This is a genomic window from Caldivirga sp. MU80 (genome assembly GCF_001663375.1).
GTDB lineage: Archaea > Thermoproteota > Thermoprotei > Thermoproteales > Thermocladiaceae > Caldivirga.
Genome location: NZ_LCTF01000028.1, coordinates 1 through 18,604 on the forward strand (window position 1 = coordinate 1; position 18,604 = coordinate 18,604).

An 18,604-nucleotide genomic window follows, 5' to 3' on the forward strand; every position below is an offset into this window, starting at 1 on the left:
AAGTAGTATTGCTAGTGAAGAATCAATGCATCATTAGTTGACCCTGGCGCCCCGGCCGGGATTTGAACCCGGGTCTCGGGCTCGACAGGCCCGCCTTAGGGTGGATAACCCACTATCCTAGACCAGGCTGAACGACCGGGGCCTTAACGCCTACTTAGGCTGCTGTTTAATAAGCTTTTAATCCTTAACCCTAATGTTGGTTGGGACTTGGCTGCAGTTCTCCAGTATTGAGGTGAAGCCATCAATCATCCTCCAGTTCCTGAACCTAAACCTGCCGTAAATCATCTTGCCTGAGAGTACCAGCGGCAGCCAGTACCTGTCATCCTCCCACATTTGGTTGTAGGGTATGTCATCAATCTTAAACCAAATGGGCTCAGCCTCCTCAGATGGCCTTAACTCACCCTCGTATTGGTTAGCCACGTACACATGGACATAGTGGAACTCGACACCTTCATCATCGTAGTTCCAGAATTCAAGCAACCCGGTCCATCTGGGTTCAATGGGCTTAACCCCAACCTCCTCAACCGCCTCCCTAACAACAGCCGCCTGGGGGTCTTCACCAGGCTCAACCTTACCTCCAACGCCATTTATGTAACCTGCCCCAAGCCCCCTCCTTTTCCTAATCAAAAGTACCTCACCATCCCTAACTATGTATAGCAGCACCTCAACGTAGACCCGCATTGCCTAAGCTGGTTACCGGCCGAATAAGGCTTATTTCAGTTTAACTGAGTATTACTGGATGGCTAACCTAATGGAGTTGGTTGAGGTCTTGGTTAACGGCATTGAGGTTAATGGGGTTAGGGTTAGGGGCGTTATGCGTAATGGTAGGTTTAGGGAGGAGGTTAACGTTAACCTTTACCTAGGTGGCTCCAGGCTACTCAGCCTTAAGGTGTTTCTGGGTAGGGGGCCTTACTACGGGCCCTGGGTTGAGGTCTTCAATGTTAATGAATCCGTATGGGGCCTCATGGACGAGCACTTGATTAACATGATAGCCAGGCACCTGGGCCCTGGTAATGTGCTTTACGTGGAGTACTTAACGGACCGTGAGACTAGGGTTCAGCTGCAGAGGGGTTATCCACCATTCCTCTCTAGGTTAGGCTACATCATGGTTAAGGCTGGCTTCACATGGCTAAAGGACTGGTACTACCCGGAGGGTTGGCTTGAGGGTGGGCCTAAGCTTGAGGGACAATTGCCCTTAAATAATCTTGAGGCGGAGGTGCAGTGGGGTAAGGTTAGGAAGGGGGCTTGGGAATTCCTTAAGGGTAATAGTGGTGTTGACGAATATTGGGTTAAAGCGGTTGAGAGGGCTAGGGCCATTGTTGAGGGTCGGGTAGTGCCGATTCAATACGGTGGCGCCTATTAGGTGGTTTTTGAATAGGCGCAGTTCCATTACTTAATGATCAATTGAGTATACTTGTTACTGGGTTAAACGCCCTATACTTATCTTAACCCTCTTATCCTCAATGTCCCAATCCATCGTTAATAGTGGCTTACCCACCTCACTAAAGGTCACCAATCCCCTGGTTTCACGTTCAATGAAATCCCTCATCCTCTCCACAGCCTTCTTAACCTCATCATCACCCGTAATGTAAACCATAATCCTCTCCTCAAGGTCAAGGTTAGCCTTACTCCTCATCACCTGAACCCTCCTAACCACCTCCCTGGCCATGGCCTCGTAGTACAGGTTCTCGTTAATGACCTTGTTTAGGCATACGTCAACTAATACCCCCTCGGCTTTAACATGGTTGTCATCACACTTGAGTTCACTGGTTACATTAATCTGCTTAACATTGGATAGGTAGGATAACTGGTCAATGAGACTGTTCACCAGGCTGGCGGCTTCGGGATCCTTAACCCTAACCTGCATGTCACTCAACGGCCACCTGAGCTTAATGCCGAGGTTATTCCTAATGGCTGCTGATAGGGACACGGCTTCAAATACTGCGTCATAAGCCTTCTCAAGCTTCTCATTCACTAGGTCGCGCCTAACCTCTGGTATTGGGGCTAGGTGAACGCTCTCCTCCCCACCCCTAACGAAGGCTTTGTATAGGTATTCGGTTATGAATGGGACGAAGACTGAGCCTATTATTAATGTGCCCTTCAGGACGTTGTAAAGCACGGTGTAGGCGGTGACCTTATCCTCATCACCACCTTCAACCCAGACCCTACGCCTGATTAGCCTAATGTAGCCGTGGCTTATATCATCGACGACCAGGTTAATCCACTCCCTAGCTGCCTCATGAATCCTAAACTCATCAAGGTACTGCGTAATCCTAGTGAGCCTACTGAAGTACCTGGAAAGCATCCACCTATCCTCGCTCCTAGCCCTGGGTAGAACCTCATCGATGCTGTGCCTCGTTGGATCATAGTTATCAAGCCTCATGTACATGTCAGCGAACCTAACGCTGTTCCAAAGCACAGTCAGTATGTTCCTATAACCCGTGAATTCATCTGGGTTAACCGGTAGGGTCTCCCAGGGCGCGGCCTTGGAGGCTAGGTAAAGCCTAGTAACGTCAGCTCCAAACCTACTGAAGAGGTCCCTGGCCCAAATGACGTTACCCTTGGACTTGCTCATCTTCTGCCCGAACTTATCTACGACATGGCCTGTTATCAGTATTGACTTGTATGGTGCCTTACCCATCCAGGCCACTGAGGTGGCTAGTAGGCTGTAGAACCAGCCCCTGGTCTGGTCAACGGCCTCAGTAACCCAGTCAAATGGGTATAACCTGCCCCAGAGCTCCCTATTCCTCAACCCATCCACCCCAGCTATCCACGCGACACCACTGTCGAGCCAAACGTCGCAGACGAAGGGCTCCCTAACCCACTCATTGCAGTCGGGGGTCCTTAACTTAACCATGTCTATCCAGGGCCTGTGCACCAGCTTCTCATCGGGCACATTAGGCAGTTCTATGGCTAATTTCTTCAACTCCTCTATTGAGCCTACGACCAGTACCTTACCTGGGTCATCCCTGCACCTCCACACTGGTAGTGGGGTTCCCCAAACCCTACTCCTTGAGATAACCCAATCCTTAATGTTGGCGACCCAGTCGTCGAACCTGTTCCTAAGGCTCTGCGGCGTTATCTTAACCTTAGACAGCTCCTCAACCATCTTACCCCTAAGCGTCGATATCCTAATGAACCACTGCCTATCAGTCCTATATATGAGTGGTGTGCCGCACCTCCAGCAATGTGGGTACCTGTGAATCACTTTACCGTGGTGCGCCAGCAACCCCTTACGCCTAAGCTCCTCAATAACCCTTTGACTCACGTCAAGCCAATACATGCCATTGAAGACACCACCATTGTTGTTAAAGACCCCATTAATCTCAACACTGTTAGTCACTGGTAGGTTACGCCTCTTAGCCGCCTCAAAGTCCTCCGGGCCGTGGGCTGGGGCTATGTGGACCAGTCCACTACCCTCCTCAAGGGTTACGAACTGCTCGGCTATCACGTAATGGGCGTTACCGTGGCTTTTATGCACGGGTACTTCGTTTAGGAACACGTGAATGTACCTAACCCCCTCAAGCTCTCTCCCCTTAACCCTCCTAACCACCTCGTAATCCTTAACCCCAATTAAACCCAGGACACCTTGCATTAGCTTCTCGGCAAGCCACCAGTTCTCAACCTTACCGTTAACCTTAACTCTGACAAGCACGTAATCTGCATCTGGGTTAACGGCCACAGCCTCATTATCCACCAGGGTCCATGGGGTCGTCGTCCAAATGACCAGGTATGTGCCCTCAGCCCCCTCCACAGGGAATTTGACGAATATTGATGGGTCCTCCCTATCCTCGTAACCCTGGTCCACCTCGGCATCGCTAAGCGCCGTCTCGCACCTGGGGCAGAAGGGCAGCACCCTGTAATCCTCAGTCAACAGCCCCTTCTCGTGTACACTCTTTATGAAGGCCCAGACGTGCTCAATATAATGGGGCCTCCTGGTCTCATAGGCGTTGTCGACGTCGAGCCAAAGGCCAAGTCTCCTTGTCCCATCCTCAACCCAATACCTAAGGTAATAGTCAACCAGTGAATTGCACTCCTCAGAGAACCTCTCAGCCCCAATCCTCTCAAATATGTCCTTCTTAACCTTAACCCCAAGCTTCCTCTCAACCTCAATCTCAACGGGCAGACCCTGCTCATCCCAACCAGCCTGAACCCAGAGGGAGTAACCCTTAAGCCTCTGGTACCTTAACACAATGTCCTTGTAGGTCCTACCCCTAACGTGCCCAACGTGGGGGAAGCCGTTGGTGGTTGGTGGACCCTCAAGGAATGCGAAAAGCCCCTTATCACCGTTGAAACGCCTCCACTTCTCTGGTATCCCCCGCTCACTCCAGAATCTCAACACCACCTCCTCAACCTTCAATGGATCGTACCTTGGACCTAACTGGAAATCAATAGTAGACACCCTAAAGGAGCCCGCTAAGACCAAGGCTTTTAAACTTTGAGCAATACCTAGGATCATTAACCACCGGATATCCACCAAGGTGAATATTGCTGCAGCCTACAGGTCCTTGGGTTAATCCAGGGTGGCAGATAGTTAGCGAAGGGGATGCAGTCGTAGCCTAAGTAACTTAACCCGATCCTACTGGCATTAACCCACCCGCTGTAGGTTATTTTCTCAAATGTTAACAAGGATTCGCTGAAATTCCCCAAATAGCCCATGCCACGTTCCTGTAGGTTTACTAGCTGGGTTGATAAGTAGCTGTATGAGTCTGGAAATAATCCACCATGGCTTAGGCTTACAGCAAAGTCGTAACTGGGTATGTTCACTAAGTCCTTGCAGATGTACTGCTGCGTGGGGTATGCGTAGACGCTTGTTGAGTTAAACCAAGTTAAGCAACCGCCTGCGCTGCTCCATGCAAGTTCACCCTTGTATGAGGACCAAAATTCAGCAAACTCCCTACTTAACCTAGTGGTGGCATTGCCATGAATTGGCACGGCCACGGACTCCGCAGAAAGTACATAAACACCCCCAGTACCTGGGAAGGGCTCAAACATTACATTAATGTTAGTGTTATTCAGGTACTGCGGCGCCGCTGGGTATATCATTACTCCCTGCGTTAATGCGTAGTCAATGAGTTCACTGCCGCTAACCTGAAAGACCGCCGCACCCTGAAGGAGCATTGCTGCAGCCTCAGCCCAGTTCATGCTTTGCCAGCCTGGGCAATCATACTTAGTTATCAGTAGGTAGTAATTATTTGTCTCATTAATAAGGTTCATTACTGTGGAATTGCTGGGGTCAAGCACACCGTACATCAGTTCGTTCATTAACCTAGACGCCCAAGCGGGCCCATACTTCTCACTGGCTAGGCTTAGAAATATGGACTGCCAAAGGTCAACCTGGTCCTGCCCATAGTCAGCACCGGGTATTACCCATATGCACGTGAAGCCATAGTTGGCTAGCATCTGTGTATCATTAATTAACTGGGTAATGGTCCCTGGGATGGGTAAGCCATACTCCCTAAGGAGATTAACATTAATGAACAATAAACCACCCCTATACACAGTGATTGGTAGGGCCAACATTGTGGTATTAAACGTGTTAGCAAGCATTACGTTACTAACACCCCCATTGATGACCATGGCTGAGCCAGCAACGTTACTAAGAGTTGGTGTGAAGTTTAGTAGTGCTGCACCTAGGAGTGGTAAGGCTAGTAAGGACGGCCCACCATTAACCTGCATAACATTAGGCAGTTCCCTCACCCTAGCCTTAGTTAGGATGTAGGTTTCATTGGGCATTGTACCAATGGTAGGCATTATCGAGTATGATATGTAATTGCCTGTGTGTAGAGTATAATTAACTATAAGTGATATTACGCCTTGAATATTCCAGCCACCCCAGAATGTAACATTTATAATATTACCAGGTGGCTTTATCAACCTGGGTTTCGGTGCTTCAGCGAATTGACTCAGCACCCTAATCATTAGTGGATTATCAACAATACCGAAGGGTGGGCCATTCCACGCCCATATGCCTACGTAGGTTGGGTGAACCTTACTAATGTACTGCTTAAGTATCTGAGATTCATAGATTGCCGGTGCCGTGCAGTTCCTAGGCCCAATGTAGGGGTTTTGAGAGGCTTGGATATAGGCGTACTGATCGCAAACCCTTAATCCAAGTTCACCCATTAATAGACTGCCATTATAGCCATTCCTCTCCAAGTAGATTAAATCACTTATCACGTAGGATGGGACAATAACGGTTCCATTGACGTAATAGTAATCATAGTTGTCACGACCAACAATGGTTAAATTAGCCTCCTTAGCTAGAATCAAAACATCAGTAATGTTATCACCATCGGCATAGTAGAAGAATCCGGCTTCAGGGAACAGGGCCTTTAGCTCCCTATATATGTTAACCATTGTTGATCTACACACCGGGTTCTCAACGCATGTCCTCTCCTCGCTGAAGCCTATGTAAAGCCCCCTACCACCTGGATCAATGTTCATTAAGTCCTGTATTATGTACGTAGGTACGTTAATGTAATTAAGAAGTCCCCTCCACTCAGTAGGTAACTCACACATCAAATTAATGAATACTGTCTTATTCTCGCTTAGATACATTTGAATTAGCCTCATCTGTTGGCTGACCAACGCCACTGAGGCTCCTGGGTTATCGCACTGATACCAAACAACCACGCCTGGTATAGCCCATTGCGGCAGAGTGTAATTACTTGTTCCACCAAATGGCGTAACCCATAGTATTATCATGGTCTTATTGGGAACCGCGGGTAAAGCCGTAGTTTTAGTCGCCGGCTTCAATGTTAGTACAATCGCAATGGCTAGGATTACAAGGGTAAGTAGCACAATGGCAAGCGCCTTTACCGGTAGTTTCGCCATTAAATTCACCGTCTCGCAAGTATAAGCACCAATGCGGCAACCACAATAATAACCAGTATTACTAGGGCTATTAGCAGTTGCATTGGGGCCTGCTGCCTTATGATAGTCGTGGTGCTTATTGATGTTACTGTACTGGTGGTGGTTACCGTACTGGTCACGGTTGAGGTCGTCGTTGTTTCTGTTGTTGATGTCACGGTTACCGTGGTAGTGGTCACCTTCTCGTTGATGGGCAGTCCCCTGAGAAAGTCAATGTTATATACGTAGCCAGCGGCCCCACTTGATAATCTGTCCCCGAATTCCATGCCCAGTTCAATATCAACCATGGTTAAATTCTCTAGGTATGTGACATTCTTTACCGGTATTGAGCTTAAGCCGGTTGCGCATTCCTTTAACGGGACAAATTGAAGTATCGTGTTTAGGAATGGTGCAAGTTGAAATTCAACAGTTGCCGACCTCCAGCCACCAGCCTCGGTGGTGTTACCAATGTCCTGTGGAACCACAGCCACGTATGTCCATGGGAAGTTGCATGATACTAAGACGGCGAAGGTCACGTTCCTGTAGACTCCATCGACGATTATCGGTATTTCAGTGGTTCCAACCTCAGCCCAGGTAATGTTAGTATTGTTGAAGAAGAGCCAAATCATGAGTTCAAGGTCAGGTTTAGTTATTGCCCCAACCTCATGGGGATTGTAAAGCATCCATATGTCAAACGCGAAATCAACAGGAAACGTAGCTGGTGAATAGGCCACTGAGTACGTCACCCTAATCCAACTATACCCCCCACCCCCAGATTTAAGTAGATCAATTACCCTGCTAGGTAGCGTCAGGTTGCTCCGGTAAATGTTGTATACTGGGTAACCGTCCCATGGCTTATAACCATCAACAACAGCCTCTGGGTATGACCAGACCGCCGCTGAGGGTACCACATTAGTGAAGTTGCCGTAGTAGCAAACAGTACCAGTTAATGGGTTAAAGGCTAAGTAAGATATCCCATTATAGGACTTAATACCGTATAGATTATTCTCTATCCTATAGGCTAAACCCGACGAGGTGGTCACCATTTTTGTTACGTACGTTTGACTGGGGCCATACATTACTATTGTCTCGTTAAACTGGGGGGTATGACACAGCTCCTCCACGGCGCTCATGGTTGTGGGAAACCCTTGATCACCCTCAGCGTGAACGACAAGGAGGAGTAGCGGTAGTATTAAGAATACGATAAGTAATGTCTCGAGGCGCCTGTGTCTCACGTTTTTAATACCTAAGTATTTACTCATATGTACTACTGCGGTAATACTAAGGATTATTAAGCATTGCGTTAAGGAGTAAACTAATGCATCTCTGAGAAAAACTTATAAAGTATAATCCATTATATGTGAAGTATGGCTATAATGAACAGTGTTCATGAGGTGTTGCGAAGAGGCAGTGCAATTAGGGGTAATGTGATGTGGGCCCTCAAGACCATTGGTCTGCTGTTTGCGCAATTATTAACAGCAGTAACCATAGCCTTCCTACTGATTCACGCAATGCCCGGTAACCCATTTGAGATAATGTTATCGAATCTACTTAGGGGTGGTGTTCCTTATCAACAGGCAGTCACCCTAGCTGAGATAATGACTGGTTACAACCCGAACGTTCCATTATTTATCCAGTACTTCCAGTACCTATGGAACTTCTTCCACGGTAACCTAGGCTACTCCATGCTCTACAAGGCGCCAAACATTGTTCTAATAGCGGCTGCCGCGCCATGGACAATATTAATAGTCTCAATCTCATTAACACTAGCCTTCATCTTTGGTTATTACCTAGGTTTAATTGGTGCATCAAAAAGGGGTAAATTAGATACCTTAATTAACGCGTTTTCAGTGATATTTAACTCAATCCCATCTTACATGTTGGCGCTCATTCTACTGATAGCTTTCGGTGTGTACATTAAGATATTGCCAGTGGCGGGTTTATATGATAGGGGGTTAACACCTGGTTTAAACATAGCCTTCATACTAAGTCTCCTGAAGCACTTAACATTACCTGTATTAACGTACTTCCTAATCCTGTTCCCAGGATGGGCATTCGGTACACGAAACCTGGCCTTAAGTATCACTCACGAGGATTACGTCACGGTGGCTAGGGCTAGGGGTCTTTCTGAACGTAGGATATTATCGTCGTACATAGGTAAAAATGTACTACTGCCTCAGTTAACCGCATTATTGTTTTCCTATGGTCTACTATTCGGTAATAGCATATTTATCGAATCCATGTTTGCAATACCTGGCTTAGGTTACTTATTATCAGCTGCAGCTGGAGCTAGGGATTATACTCTAACTATAAGTACCTTCCTTATTATTATTATTGCTGTTATTTTGGGTAATTTTATTGCTGATGTTACTTATGGTTTGATTGATCCTAGGGTGAGGGGTGTATGATGGGTGTTTCTGTTCCTCTTGGTAGGAGGGTTGTTAATAGGGTTGTTGATTTCCTGCATCAGTTGTATGTTTCAATAGTCATCTTCACGAGTACTGGTCAGGGTAAGACTGGGTTTGGTTTAACAGTCTTCGTAGTAGCCCTAGCCCTAGCAGCACCACTATTCCCATACCCAGGGCCAAAGTGGAGCAACGTAGCACTACAATTCATACCACCAACACTAAAACCATCACCATGGTACATACTTGGCGCTGATTACGTTGGAGCCCCACTACTGCTCGACATAATATGGGGACTAAGATACTTCCTAGAAATAGGCGTGATATCAGCTGCAATAACCGTCGGCTTAGGTACGCTTCTAGGGCTTCTAGCTGGTTACCTAGGTGGCTTAGTTGATAAGGTACTTAACTTCATATTCAACATCATACTTACAATACCCTCCTTCGCCCTTTGGTTAATTTTAGCCGTCATCTTTAGGTCAAGTAACCCAGTCATTCTAGGATTCATAATGGGTATTTTAAGTTGGGCTGGCTTAGCCAGGTCAGTTAGGGCTGCTGCCTTGAGTGCTAAGAATAGGGATTACGTTGAGGCGTCGAGGCTGCTAGGCCTAAACTCACTATCAATAATAGCAAACGACATAATGCCTGCACTGCTACCTTGGATATCCATAAACATCATCATGAGTATTAATGGTGGGTTCTACGGTGCAATGGGCCTAGCATTCCTAGGACTAATACCATACAGCAACATAAACTGGGGGGCAATACTGGGTAACGCATTCTACCAAGAAGCAGCAATATTTACGGCTACAGGTACAATACCTGCTCTGATAATTACGGTGGTATCCATCATAGTGCTTATGGGGTTCGTGATGTTTGCTAATTCCCTTGGTGGTGTTTTTGATCCAAGGTTAAGGAGGGAGATTGAGAATGAGTTGGCGAATAGAAGACGTAAATCATTAAATAGGCTCTAAGCTTAACATCTAATATCTAACAGGTTAGAATAAAATTTATAAATAAGGACAGACGTTATCGGGTATGTATAAACCGGTACCGGTTAAGGTGAAGGCTAAGTCAATCATACTATCAGTGGTTGCAATACTTGTGGCGGTTGCAGCCATCTTAAGCGTACACGTGGTTAACTCCGCATCTCCGCCACAAATAATAATAGCGAGCCCATCCACGTTACTTTACTCACCTAACCTGCCATTGTGGAACCCTGTTGCCAGTTCGGGTAGTTTTAACAAGTATTGGGGTCAGACAGTTGATGTATATGAGTCGCTTGCCATGTATAATGACTTAAATGGGCAATTCTACCCAGTGCTTGCAGCAAATTGGACTTATATACCGCAGAATAACACTTTCATAATACACCTTAGGAAGGGTCTTTACTGGTTTAACGGGACTGCAACAATACCGTTCACAGCATGGGATGTTTGGGCGAACATTATACTTGAAGTTTTAACGTCAGGCCAGTATTGGCCGGCATTAAACAACTCGGATATAGGTGTGCTGCTGAGGCAGGTGAGGGTTGTTGATAATTATACCCTGGAATTAACTAACATGTCCCTATGGAGCCCAATTATGGAGATATATATCCTAAATCAGGCAAATGCCGTGGAAACACCATACCCTGTGTGGAAGCCGATACTGGAGAAGGTATTAAGCATGAATTCAACGGAGAGGTCAACATTCATACAGAATAATCTAACCAGGATGCTGCTCCCCTATTGGGGTATTTCACCATGGTACCTGACGTACGTTAGCTCATCATACATTCAAACATCCCTCGAGCCAAGTAACTTACTGAGTGAGTGGTACCAGGTCTTCCCATACGCATCATGGAATTACTATAACCCGTCAATTGTCGTTTACTACGTTGGTGGTTCATCACAGGCCATTGCGGCGTTAGAGTCAGGTTCAGCTAACTATGCTGGTATGGCGCTGAGCCCGCAGCAAATCACTGCCCTTAAGTCCGCCGGCTTCTTTGTCTACGTTGCGCCAGGCTTTAGCGACTTCGGTATATCCATTAATCCACTGGTGTACCCATGGAATATGACTCAGGTTAGGCAGGCCTTAGCGTACGTAATCAATAGGACTGAGGCTGTGCTAGCCTGGGCTCCGCTTTATGAACCACAGTGGAATGCTGTACCAACCCCACCATACACTCTCTACACTTACCCCAAGTCGGTGCTTAGTGTTGTTTACAATTACACGGTTAATTGGACTAAGGCTGCTCAGCTACTTCAATCGGCTGGCCTATATAAGAAGGGTAACCAATGGTACCTGCCGAATGGAACACCGTTAACGTTAAACATAGTTGTGCCTAACTACTCACAGGACTGGATAACCATACTGACTGTTGTGGCCAATCAACTAACTGAGTTTGGTATACCGACGCATGTTATTGCGATTGATGGTGCAACGTTCTGGGGTTCGTACTTCTGGCAGGGTAGTTGGATAGCATCGTCAATGTTCGTTGCCACACCTATGACTGGTTATTACGGTACGTGGCACTTCTACATGTGGCCATGGTGGGTCATACCGCAGATAAACATGGTACCTAACTGGTGGACATCACCCTATGGCTGGTGGCCATTCCAGTGGCCTAATGGCACTTGTACGCCCGTGACGCTGTTTAACCATGAGGACATTGTATGTGTTAACAGTACGTACGGTTACTTCAGTCCATTTAACTGGACACTATACGGTACAAGGTGGAGTGGGCCAGGTACACCTGAGTATGAGTTGCTCACTAAGATACTGTTTGCCTGGTGGGAGTACTACATACCAGTGTTACCAGTGGGTGCGTCACTAAGTGCAGTTATGGAGTTTAAGCAGGGGTTAGCCGATGTTAATTGGGTTTTAAACTGCCTGCCATTCACAACACAGCAGGTTCTACTTAATGGCGGGAGCGTTATTGACGGATTACACGGGTTCAGTCCAATACTATTCGGCGTCTTCGCACCAACCGGGCAAGTACCACCACTAGCCCAGGCTATTGCTAATGGTTCACTTTGGACTAAGACTCCTCAATTCGCAACCTTCATAGGATTACCAAACCCAGATGCTAGTATTCAGTCTTGTGTTGCTTCGTATTTCCATATTCCGTATACTCCAGTCACCACAACCACATCAACAACCACAACGACCACTACAACAACTACGACTACCACCACTACTACGACTACTACCCCCGTTACTACTACATCAACCACGACTTCCACGACAACCACTACCACCACGACTACAACTACTGCTGTTTCAACTGTTACTTCAACGGCAACGGTGACTAGTACTGTGACTTCAACAGTGGCATCAACCACGACAGCAGTAAGCACAGTAACAGTAACAAAACCAGTAATATCAACAGCACTGGTAGTTGGAATAGTAGTCATAGTCATCGTAATAGCAGCAGTAGCAGCAATAATAGCACTAAGAAGAAGATGAACTAAGGCTAAATGCTTAACTTTTAAAATATGTTTTCTATACCATTTAATATAATCATTTAACCTTATTACTCTGGTTGTCTCTTAGTAAAATTGACGATAATTTATTTATCCCCCTTCTTATCTCATAGTTCACTGTAGTTGGTGATAAGCCCAGCGCATCAGCTACCTTACTCAGTGTCGATTTTCTTGATTCATCAAAGAATCCTAAATCGTAAGCCGCCTTTAACGCCCTTAGTTCACTTCTACTAAGAAAGGAGCCAATCTATTGGGACTTATCGCTGAGAATAACTCTATAGATATCGATGTGCTTGGTGTTCATTTCTATAACCTCACCGTTACTCATCAGGTAATGCATAAAGGTGTCTAGTTTTGCACCTAGGTTCTTTTGGTCAATAAATACAAAACCCCAGTGTTCAATTCCGTTCACTATACTATCCTTAATCTCGATACCACCTAGCTTATAAGTCCTGTATCTCACCGAGTTATCCAACTTAACCTTAAGTGTAATGCCTACCCTCTTAGGATAACCTGGATTTAACGCCCTAAGCTCAACAACCTCCTTAACATTATCATTGTTCTTAATTATGCTTAGGATAATTTTTAACGTCGACTTATTATTTACCTTTAATACTGAATACTCGAAGGCATTACCATTGGATTCATCTATATGCGGTTCTATAACATGATAACTGAATTCGTATTGGCTAGCCCTATACGTCCAGTCAACCTTATGAATATTGATTAACCTCGACGTAAGTTAATTTACTATTTAATGGTTAAATAGTTGTGCATGTCATTATGATTCCTTAACTAACTTATAAGCATTACTGACTTTGTAACATTATATATATTACCGTGTATTAATTATCTTCATGATTAATGAGGGTGAGTATAGGTTGGAACGCACACTTATAAATACCTAAGTATCCATAAGCGTAATGGGTAGGGATCTTATACTTGAGGGGTTCATACCCTTTGATGAAGTGGCGCTGGGGCATCATAGCTTCAGATGCCTATATGTGGGCTTCCACCCAAGGTCAAGGTCACTAATCGTCCACGATGGCCATGCTGCCAGGGTTTATGCAGATGGAAGGTTAATATACAGTTACGAGAAGCTTGGGGCACAGCCAAGGGTTGCTGGCGATACGCATGCAGCCATGGCCTGGTCAAGGGATTTACTCTTCATTGGTGGGTGGCTTAAGGCACCCCCAGGTGTATTGCCTAATGGGCTCCAGGATATGAGGAGTAAGTTCAGTCACATACACGCCATAGATGAGGCCAATAGGGTTGACTTAATATGGTGGAGGAAGTGGGATAATAAGATACCGCCAAACCACTGGTATGGTGAAGTCACTGACCTACTCTACGATGCCCACGAGGATGCCGTCTACTTCACAAGGGCCGATGGACATGCTGAACTGGGCTTATGGCGCATTGAACTTAGGGAACGTAGAGCAGAGTACTTGGCTGAAGGGACTATCTACAAGATGGAGCTTAAGGATGACAAGATCTACGCCACACTCTTTAACCCAGCTTTAATGGAGGACTCAGCCATAGTCATATACAACATGAGGGATGGGTCAGTGAATAGGGTCAGTGAGTTCGAGTTCGCACTGGACCAAGGCAAGAGAATTAAGGTGCGCAGGAGGGGTGGTCAGATTGTTCAGCTTCAAAATAGGTTAATAGCATTTTACGCAGGTATCCTAGTTTACATTCAGCCAGATAAGGGCAGGTACATGGCGTTCCCATTCCTTGAGACTAATAACCCTGAGGATAACATGCCATACCACGTCGGCGGTGTTAGGTCCCAGAAGGCTTACGTATACGGCATCCCGTTAGTTGCATTTAACCCATGGGATCACTTAAAGGAGCCATCGGCAAGGGCTGATGTGACGCTACTAATGCGTATTGATGCGGTTGTGCCGCAGATAATGGCATCAATGGGTTTTATCTCAGGTATGGCCACTGACGGAGAGTACCTATACCTAGGCACATCCCACACTAACCATACGGGCGTGTACACGTACAGGTCTGGAATGGGTGGCATATTTAAGGTGCCTGTTAATAAGGTTCTCTCAAAACCACTAACACCAGTTAGGCTATGGCTATGGGATGGCGCCTATTCCAAGGAGGTGAGCGGATTAAGTGGATGGTTTGGTGGTATTCCACTTAAGGGGTTTGGTAAAAGGAGGCTAAAGGTACGTGCGGATAGGCAGGTCGTGTTGACTATAGCAGAATACTCGTTATCAGGACACGTGCGTACGGATAACTATCAGCTTAAGGGTGGGTGGAATGTAATAGACTTGGAGCAATACGATGATATCGTTGCATTCAAGTTAAGCGACAACGCCGAGGTATCGGCTGAAGTAGTTTTAGAGCCGTAATTTGAAAATTTAAATTTACGCCATGGACATGATATAGGGTAGTGCGGTTATCCTCAGCGGCGGTAGATAATGAGCAATTTTATACAAATAGAGTACGTCAAAGATGACTATAATATTAGCTAGATGAATTGCCTACCTCCACCGGCTAGACAGGGGTTAGTGCACATTATGGGTAATCCTGGTATGCCTCTTCAATGGATGAACATATTAACATAGGTATTATTAGGGGACATAGCCCCAACTGGTGAGGTTCCTCCTTTAGCCGAGGCAATTGTTAATGGTAACCTTTGGACTAGGTATGGGTGGATAGCTACCTTCCTAAGCTTACCTAGTCCTGATCCCAATGTGCAGTCTTACATAGCCTCATACTTCCACATACCATACACCCCAGTAACCACAACAACGACTACGTCAACAACCACCGTGGCAGCAACCACAACAGCAGTATCAACAGTCACCTCAACAACAGTAACGAGTACAGTAACAAGCACATCAATTGCAACATCAACGGCAGTAACCACAGTAACAGTCACAAAACCAGTAATCAGCACAGCACTAGTGATTGGAAGAGTAATCATAGTGACAGTCATTGCCGCAGTAACCGCGGTAATAGCGTTGAGAAGGAGATAAAGTTTAATCTGCAGTTAAAAAGTGGCTAAATAATCTTTCTATTTTTGATATTATTGTTCTTTAGATGCCTAATTAGCCTAGGTTAATACTTAAAAACATCGAGTTACCTCAACCCTTATGGGTGACTTTAAATTATCCACGTATATGACTGCCCACGCAGTCAGGGGTTTTTTAAGGAATGAGGAATTGTTTAGAAGGTTTCTTAGCGTCGTTAGGGCGCTTAACATTACGCGGATTTATGTTGAAAATTATAGGGATGGTTTACTACTGGGTGATGATGAGGTTGATGCTATGGTTAAGAAACTTGAGGGGGAGTTTGAGTTAGCTGGGGGAACTGCAATAGGCACTTGGGGGGATGGATGGTACACGTACGAGGATTATGGGTTTAAGGTTGCCTGCATTAGTGATGATAATAATAAAAGGCTTATCGCCAATGCAATGAGTCACCTGGCAGGTCACTTCAATGAAATACTTATTGATGACTTCTGGGCTCAGTGGTGCCACAGTGATCATGATGTTGAATTGTTCAACAACATGTTTGGGTTATCGCTGACTAGGGGTGAATTAATGAGGGCTATTAGGAATAATGATAGGAGGATTCTTGATCTATGGGCCAGGTACTCGGCCACGGTAATGCTTGACGTCTCTGAGAATTTCGTCATTAAACCTGCCAAGGAAGCCAATAGGAATGTTAGGGTTAACCTTAAGGTTGCAGAGTGGAGGGAGGACTTTGCGCACAGGGGGCTTGTACTAAGTAAACTAGCCAACCTATTTGACAGCATCTATATTGGTACGGAGAGTAGGGAAGGTACTGAGCAGTACAACTCATTCCTAATAACCGAGTATGCTAGGGCTATAGTTGGCGATAAGCTTAAGGGTGTTTGGTTCGACACATTCAATGGACTCTACAGTGGTGTTATAATAAGCCCTAACATTTACCTTAGGCAGCTTTGGTTCAGTGCATTAACGACAATAGGCGAAATAGTGCTCTTTGACGCATACTCGTTAACCTTGGAGAATAGGGCTAGGTATGTTGAGTCAGTTAAGGTGGAGGAGCCTGTGATTAAGGGCATCTACAGTAACCAGACCATGGATAAGCTGGGCATATTAATGCCAGCAATACAAACCAGCGGCGCAGTCTTCGAGAAGTACATCCACGACTACCTGGGCATGGTGGGCATCCCAATAAGGCCCATTGACCCTGGCAAAATTAAGGAGGGGGATTATGTGCTGGTTACGGAGCACTTAATCGGGGTCATGGATGTTGTTGAATTGGCCAGGAGGGGTGTTAACCTAGTGGTTACGTCAAGCGCCTCCGAGCTAATAGCCGAAGGTGCCTTAGGTTACGACGGCATTGAACTACTGGGCTTAGCTAAGGATAACCCACTGTTAAGCCCCGTGATTGACGTGCTATACTTCGTTAGGGGAAGCTACACTTACCAGCACATGTACAGGAGACCTCAGGCATCGCCCATTGGGCCGGTGCTCAACGTTACCAGCGGTAAGGTGCTTCTTGAAGCCAGTGATGGCGTTTATAGGTATCCTGTAATCTACGTTAACGAGTATGGTAAGTCAAGGGTTTACGTCGTTAACGTAACTAAGTACGCACCGTACCTCAAGGATTACTATCCCGAGGTGGTTAGGCGCACACTTAGGGATATAGTGTTCGAGTACATTGGCTTAAGGGTTGACCCTGAGGCTTCATTTGCAAGCAACTTCTCCCTAATACCATACACCAATAGGCACCTCGTGGTTTACAACATGAATAATCACCCAATTAACGCCGTGGTAACGATAGATACAGGTAAGCTTGGTAACGTCACAAACGCTGTGGCGGTGGGTGGTAGGGGTAGTGTTAGGGGGGTTGAGGGTGGTGATAGGGTCGTTAGGATTAGGGTTAACGTTGAAGGTGAATCACCATTAATGATTAAGTTAACCTAAGGTACTGTTAATGTTCACCGTCGTTAGGCTTAACTACTTCGTTACCTTTTCATTAACCTTAAGCATCTCAGCTATTTCGGAGAAGTCCCTTGAACCGTAGCCTGAGGCCTCGGCTAGCCTAAGTAGCTCATTTATCAGTGTGGTTAAGGGTAGCTGAACTCCCGTGGATTGAGCATACTCAAGGGCCTTATCTATGACATCCCTGGCCAGTTTAATTGAGAAGGATTCACCGTAACTACCCTTAAGCATCCAGGGTAGCCTTGCCCTTAATTGGGCTGAGTCGGAGCCGCCCATGGACAATGCCTTAACCACGGAGTCGGGGTCAATACCCAGTTTGCGTATTAAAGCCGACACCTCAGCCAGTATTACGGCGTTTGCCGTCAGTATGATGTTGCTTATTAGCTTAAGCGCCGTGGCCTGCTCATGGCTACCGATGTATATTGGGGTGCCTATTTGGCTTAGGACCTCCATTGACGCATCGAATAGTGCCTTGTCACCACCAACGTATAGGACCAATTCACCCCTCTCAGCCTCCCTAGGCCCCTTCTCAAGCCTAACTGACAGGTACTTAAGTCTATGTTCATTAACAACCTGCATCACATCCCTAAGTTCACTGACGCTCATGGTTGTGGTGTCCAGTATAACACCCTTAGCCACATTAACTATACCCCTAATGACTTCAAGCGACTCTCTACCGGTGGGTAGGGCGAGTATTACGTAGTCGGCTCCCTCGGCGCATTGAGTGGTGTCACTAGTGACCTTAACCCCCGTGCCGCTTAGCCTACCCGCGGCGTTAGGGTCTACGTCGAAGCCTTGAACAACATGCCCCCTTCTGGAGAGGTTTACCGCAATACCCCTACCCATCCTACCCAACCCTATAACGCATACCCGCATAGGTACTCGTCAATGGGCCTTATTAATAATCTTTTGAGTCAATTCC

At 46.2% G+C, this 18,604-nt stretch carries 13 protein-coding genes and 1 tRNA gene; 7 read left to right on the forward strand and 7 right to left on the reverse strand.

What is annotated here, in order from left to right; translation table 11 throughout:
• Positions 1 to 44: 44 nt before the first annotated feature.
• Positions 45 to 142: transfer RNA gene (locus tag AAX04_RS11960), tRNA-Asp, on the reverse strand.
• A gap of 35 nt (positions 143 to 177) precedes the next feature.
• Positions 178 to 681 (reverse strand): 8-oxo-dGTP diphosphatase, encoded by a 504-nt coding sequence (locus tag AAX04_RS08460; protein WP_066796854.1) that lies wholly within the window; start codon positions 679 to 681, stop codon positions 178 to 180.
• Positions 682 to 739: 58 nt separating this feature from the next.
• Here AAX04_RS08460 and AAX04_RS08465 point away from each other — a divergent pair, with 58 nt between their 5' ends.
• Complete coding sequence (locus AAX04_RS08465) at positions 740 to 1,363, forward strand: DUF1122 family protein (protein WP_066796856.1); 624 nt, start codon at positions 740 to 742, stop codon at positions 1,361 to 1,363.
• A gap of 54 nt (positions 1,364 to 1,417) precedes the next feature.
• Here AAX04_RS08465 and ileS read toward each other — a convergent pair whose 3' ends face one another.
• Genes ileS through AAX04_RS08480 form a run of 3 tightly spaced genes read right to left on the reverse strand, consistent with a single transcriptional unit; the run spans position 1,418 to position 8,114 of the window.
• Entirely contained in the window at positions 1,418 to 4,402 is a 2,985-nt protein-coding gene (gene ileS / locus AAX04_RS08470; protein ID WP_066796858.1) for an isoleucine--tRNA ligase, read from the reverse strand.
• A gap of 56 nt (positions 4,403 to 4,458) precedes the next feature.
• The gene (locus AAX04_RS08475; RefSeq protein ID WP_066796859.1) at positions 4,459 to 6,837 is read right to left on the reverse strand and encodes an extracellular solute-binding protein; all 2,379 of its coding nucleotides are present in this window, start codon (positions 6,835 to 6,837) and stop codon (positions 4,459 to 4,461) included.
• A 5-nt stretch (positions 6,838 to 6,842) separates the two neighbouring features.
• On the reverse strand, positions 6,843 to 8,114 hold the full coding sequence (locus tag AAX04_RS08480) for a hypothetical protein (protein ID WP_066796861.1): 1,272 nt from the start codon (positions 8,112 to 8,114) through the stop codon (positions 6,843 to 6,845).
• A gap of 105 nt (positions 8,115 to 8,219) precedes the next feature.
• Here AAX04_RS08480 and AAX04_RS08485 point away from each other — a divergent pair, with 105 nt between their 5' ends.
• From AAX04_RS08485 to AAX04_RS08495, 3 genes are all read left to right on the forward strand, one after another.
• On the forward strand, positions 8,220 to 9,260 hold the full coding sequence (locus AAX04_RS08485; protein WP_084761296.1) for an ABC transporter permease: 1,041 nt from the start codon (positions 8,220 to 8,222) through the stop codon (positions 9,258 to 9,260).
• Complete coding sequence (locus AAX04_RS08490) at positions 9,257 to 10,231, forward strand: ABC transporter permease (RefSeq protein WP_066796863.1); 975 nt, start codon at positions 9,257 to 9,259, stop codon at positions 10,229 to 10,231. The genes AAX04_RS08485 and AAX04_RS08490 overlap by 4 nt, the downstream gene beginning before the upstream one ends.
• 64 nt (positions 10,232 to 10,295) lie before the next feature.
• A complete protein-coding gene (locus tag AAX04_RS08495; RefSeq protein WP_066796865.1) occupies positions 10,296 to 12,707 on the forward strand; it encodes an ABC transporter substrate-binding protein in 2,412 nt (803 codons plus the stop codon).
• A gap of 54 nt (positions 12,708 to 12,761) precedes the next feature.
• Here the strand turns inward: AAX04_RS08495 and AAX04_RS12590 are convergent, their stop codons facing one another.
• The gene (locus AAX04_RS12590) at positions 12,762 to 12,971 is read right to left on the reverse strand and encodes a helix-turn-helix domain-containing protein (protein WP_084761297.1); all 210 of its coding nucleotides are present in this window, start codon (positions 12,969 to 12,971) and stop codon (positions 12,762 to 12,764) included.
• Positions 12,972 to 13,647: 676 nt separating this feature from the next.
• On the opposite strand from AAX04_RS12590, the gene AAX04_RS08500 reads away from it, so the two are divergent.
• From AAX04_RS08500 to AAX04_RS08510, 3 genes are all read left to right on the forward strand, one after another.
• Positions 13,648 to 15,093: a DUF2139 domain-containing protein gene (locus tag AAX04_RS08500; RefSeq protein WP_066796868.1), complete on the forward strand. Its 1,446-nt coding sequence runs from the start codon at positions 13,648 to 13,650 to the stop codon at positions 15,091 to 15,093.
• 345 nt (positions 15,094 to 15,438) lie between these two features.
• Positions 15,439 to 15,723: a hypothetical protein gene (locus tag AAX04_RS11965; RefSeq protein ID WP_202904435.1), complete on the forward strand. Its 285-nt coding sequence runs from the start codon at positions 15,439 to 15,441 to the stop codon at positions 15,721 to 15,723.
• Between the two features lie 117 nt (positions 15,724 to 15,840).
• A complete protein-coding gene (locus AAX04_RS08510) occupies positions 15,841 to 17,664 on the forward strand; it encodes a hypothetical protein (protein WP_066796874.1) in 1,824 nt (607 codons plus the stop codon).
• Between the two features lie 33 nt (positions 17,665 to 17,697).
• On the opposite strand, the gene AAX04_RS08515 is transcribed toward AAX04_RS08510, so the two are convergent.
• Positions 17,698 to 18,558, reverse strand: a complete 861-nt coding sequence (locus AAX04_RS08515) for an NAD(P)-dependent oxidoreductase (protein WP_066796877.1) — start codon at positions 18,556 to 18,558, stop codon at positions 17,698 to 17,700.
• Positions 18,559 to 18,604 lie beyond the last annotated feature (46 nt).

Excerpts from the sequence above, each read along its gene's own strand:
- AAX04_RS08490 (WP_066796863.1), top strand. The coding sequence starts at position 9,257 with ATGATGGGTGTTTCTGTTCCTCTTGGTAGGAGGGTTGTTAATAGGGTT.
- AAX04_RS08485 (WP_084761296.1), top strand. The coding sequence starts at position 8,220 with ATGGCTATAATGAACAGTGTTCATGAGGTGTTGCGAAGAGGCAGTGCA.
- AAX04_RS08500 (WP_066796868.1), top strand. The coding sequence starts at position 13,648 with ATGGGTAGGGATCTTATACTTGAGGGGTTCATACCCTTTGATGAAGTG.
- AAX04_RS08495 (WP_066796865.1), top strand. The coding sequence starts at position 10,296 with ATGTATAAACCGGTACCGGTTAAGGTGAAGGCTAAGTCAATCATACTA.
- AAX04_RS08510 (WP_066796874.1), top strand. The coding sequence starts at position 15,841 with ATGGGTGACTTTAAATTATCCACGTATATGACTGCCCACGCAGTCAGG.
- AAX04_RS08465 (WP_066796856.1), top strand. The coding sequence starts at position 740 with ATGGCTAACCTAATGGAGTTGGTTGAGGTCTTGGTTAACGGCATTGAG.
- AAX04_RS08475 (WP_066796859.1), bottom strand. The coding sequence starts at position 6,837 with ATGGCGAAACTACCGGTAAAGGCGCTTGCCATTGTGCTACTTACCCTT.
- AAX04_RS08460 (WP_066796854.1), bottom strand. The coding sequence starts at position 681 with ATGCGGGTCTACGTTGAGGTGCTGCTATACATAGTTAGGGATGGTGAG.
- AAX04_RS08515 (WP_066796877.1), bottom strand. The coding sequence starts at position 18,558 with ATGCGGGTATGCGTTATAGGGTTGGGTAGGATGGGTAGGGGTATTGCG.
- AAX04_RS08480 (WP_066796861.1), bottom strand. The coding sequence starts at position 8,114 with ATGAGTAAATACTTAGGTATTAAAAACGTGAGACACAGGCGCCTCGAG.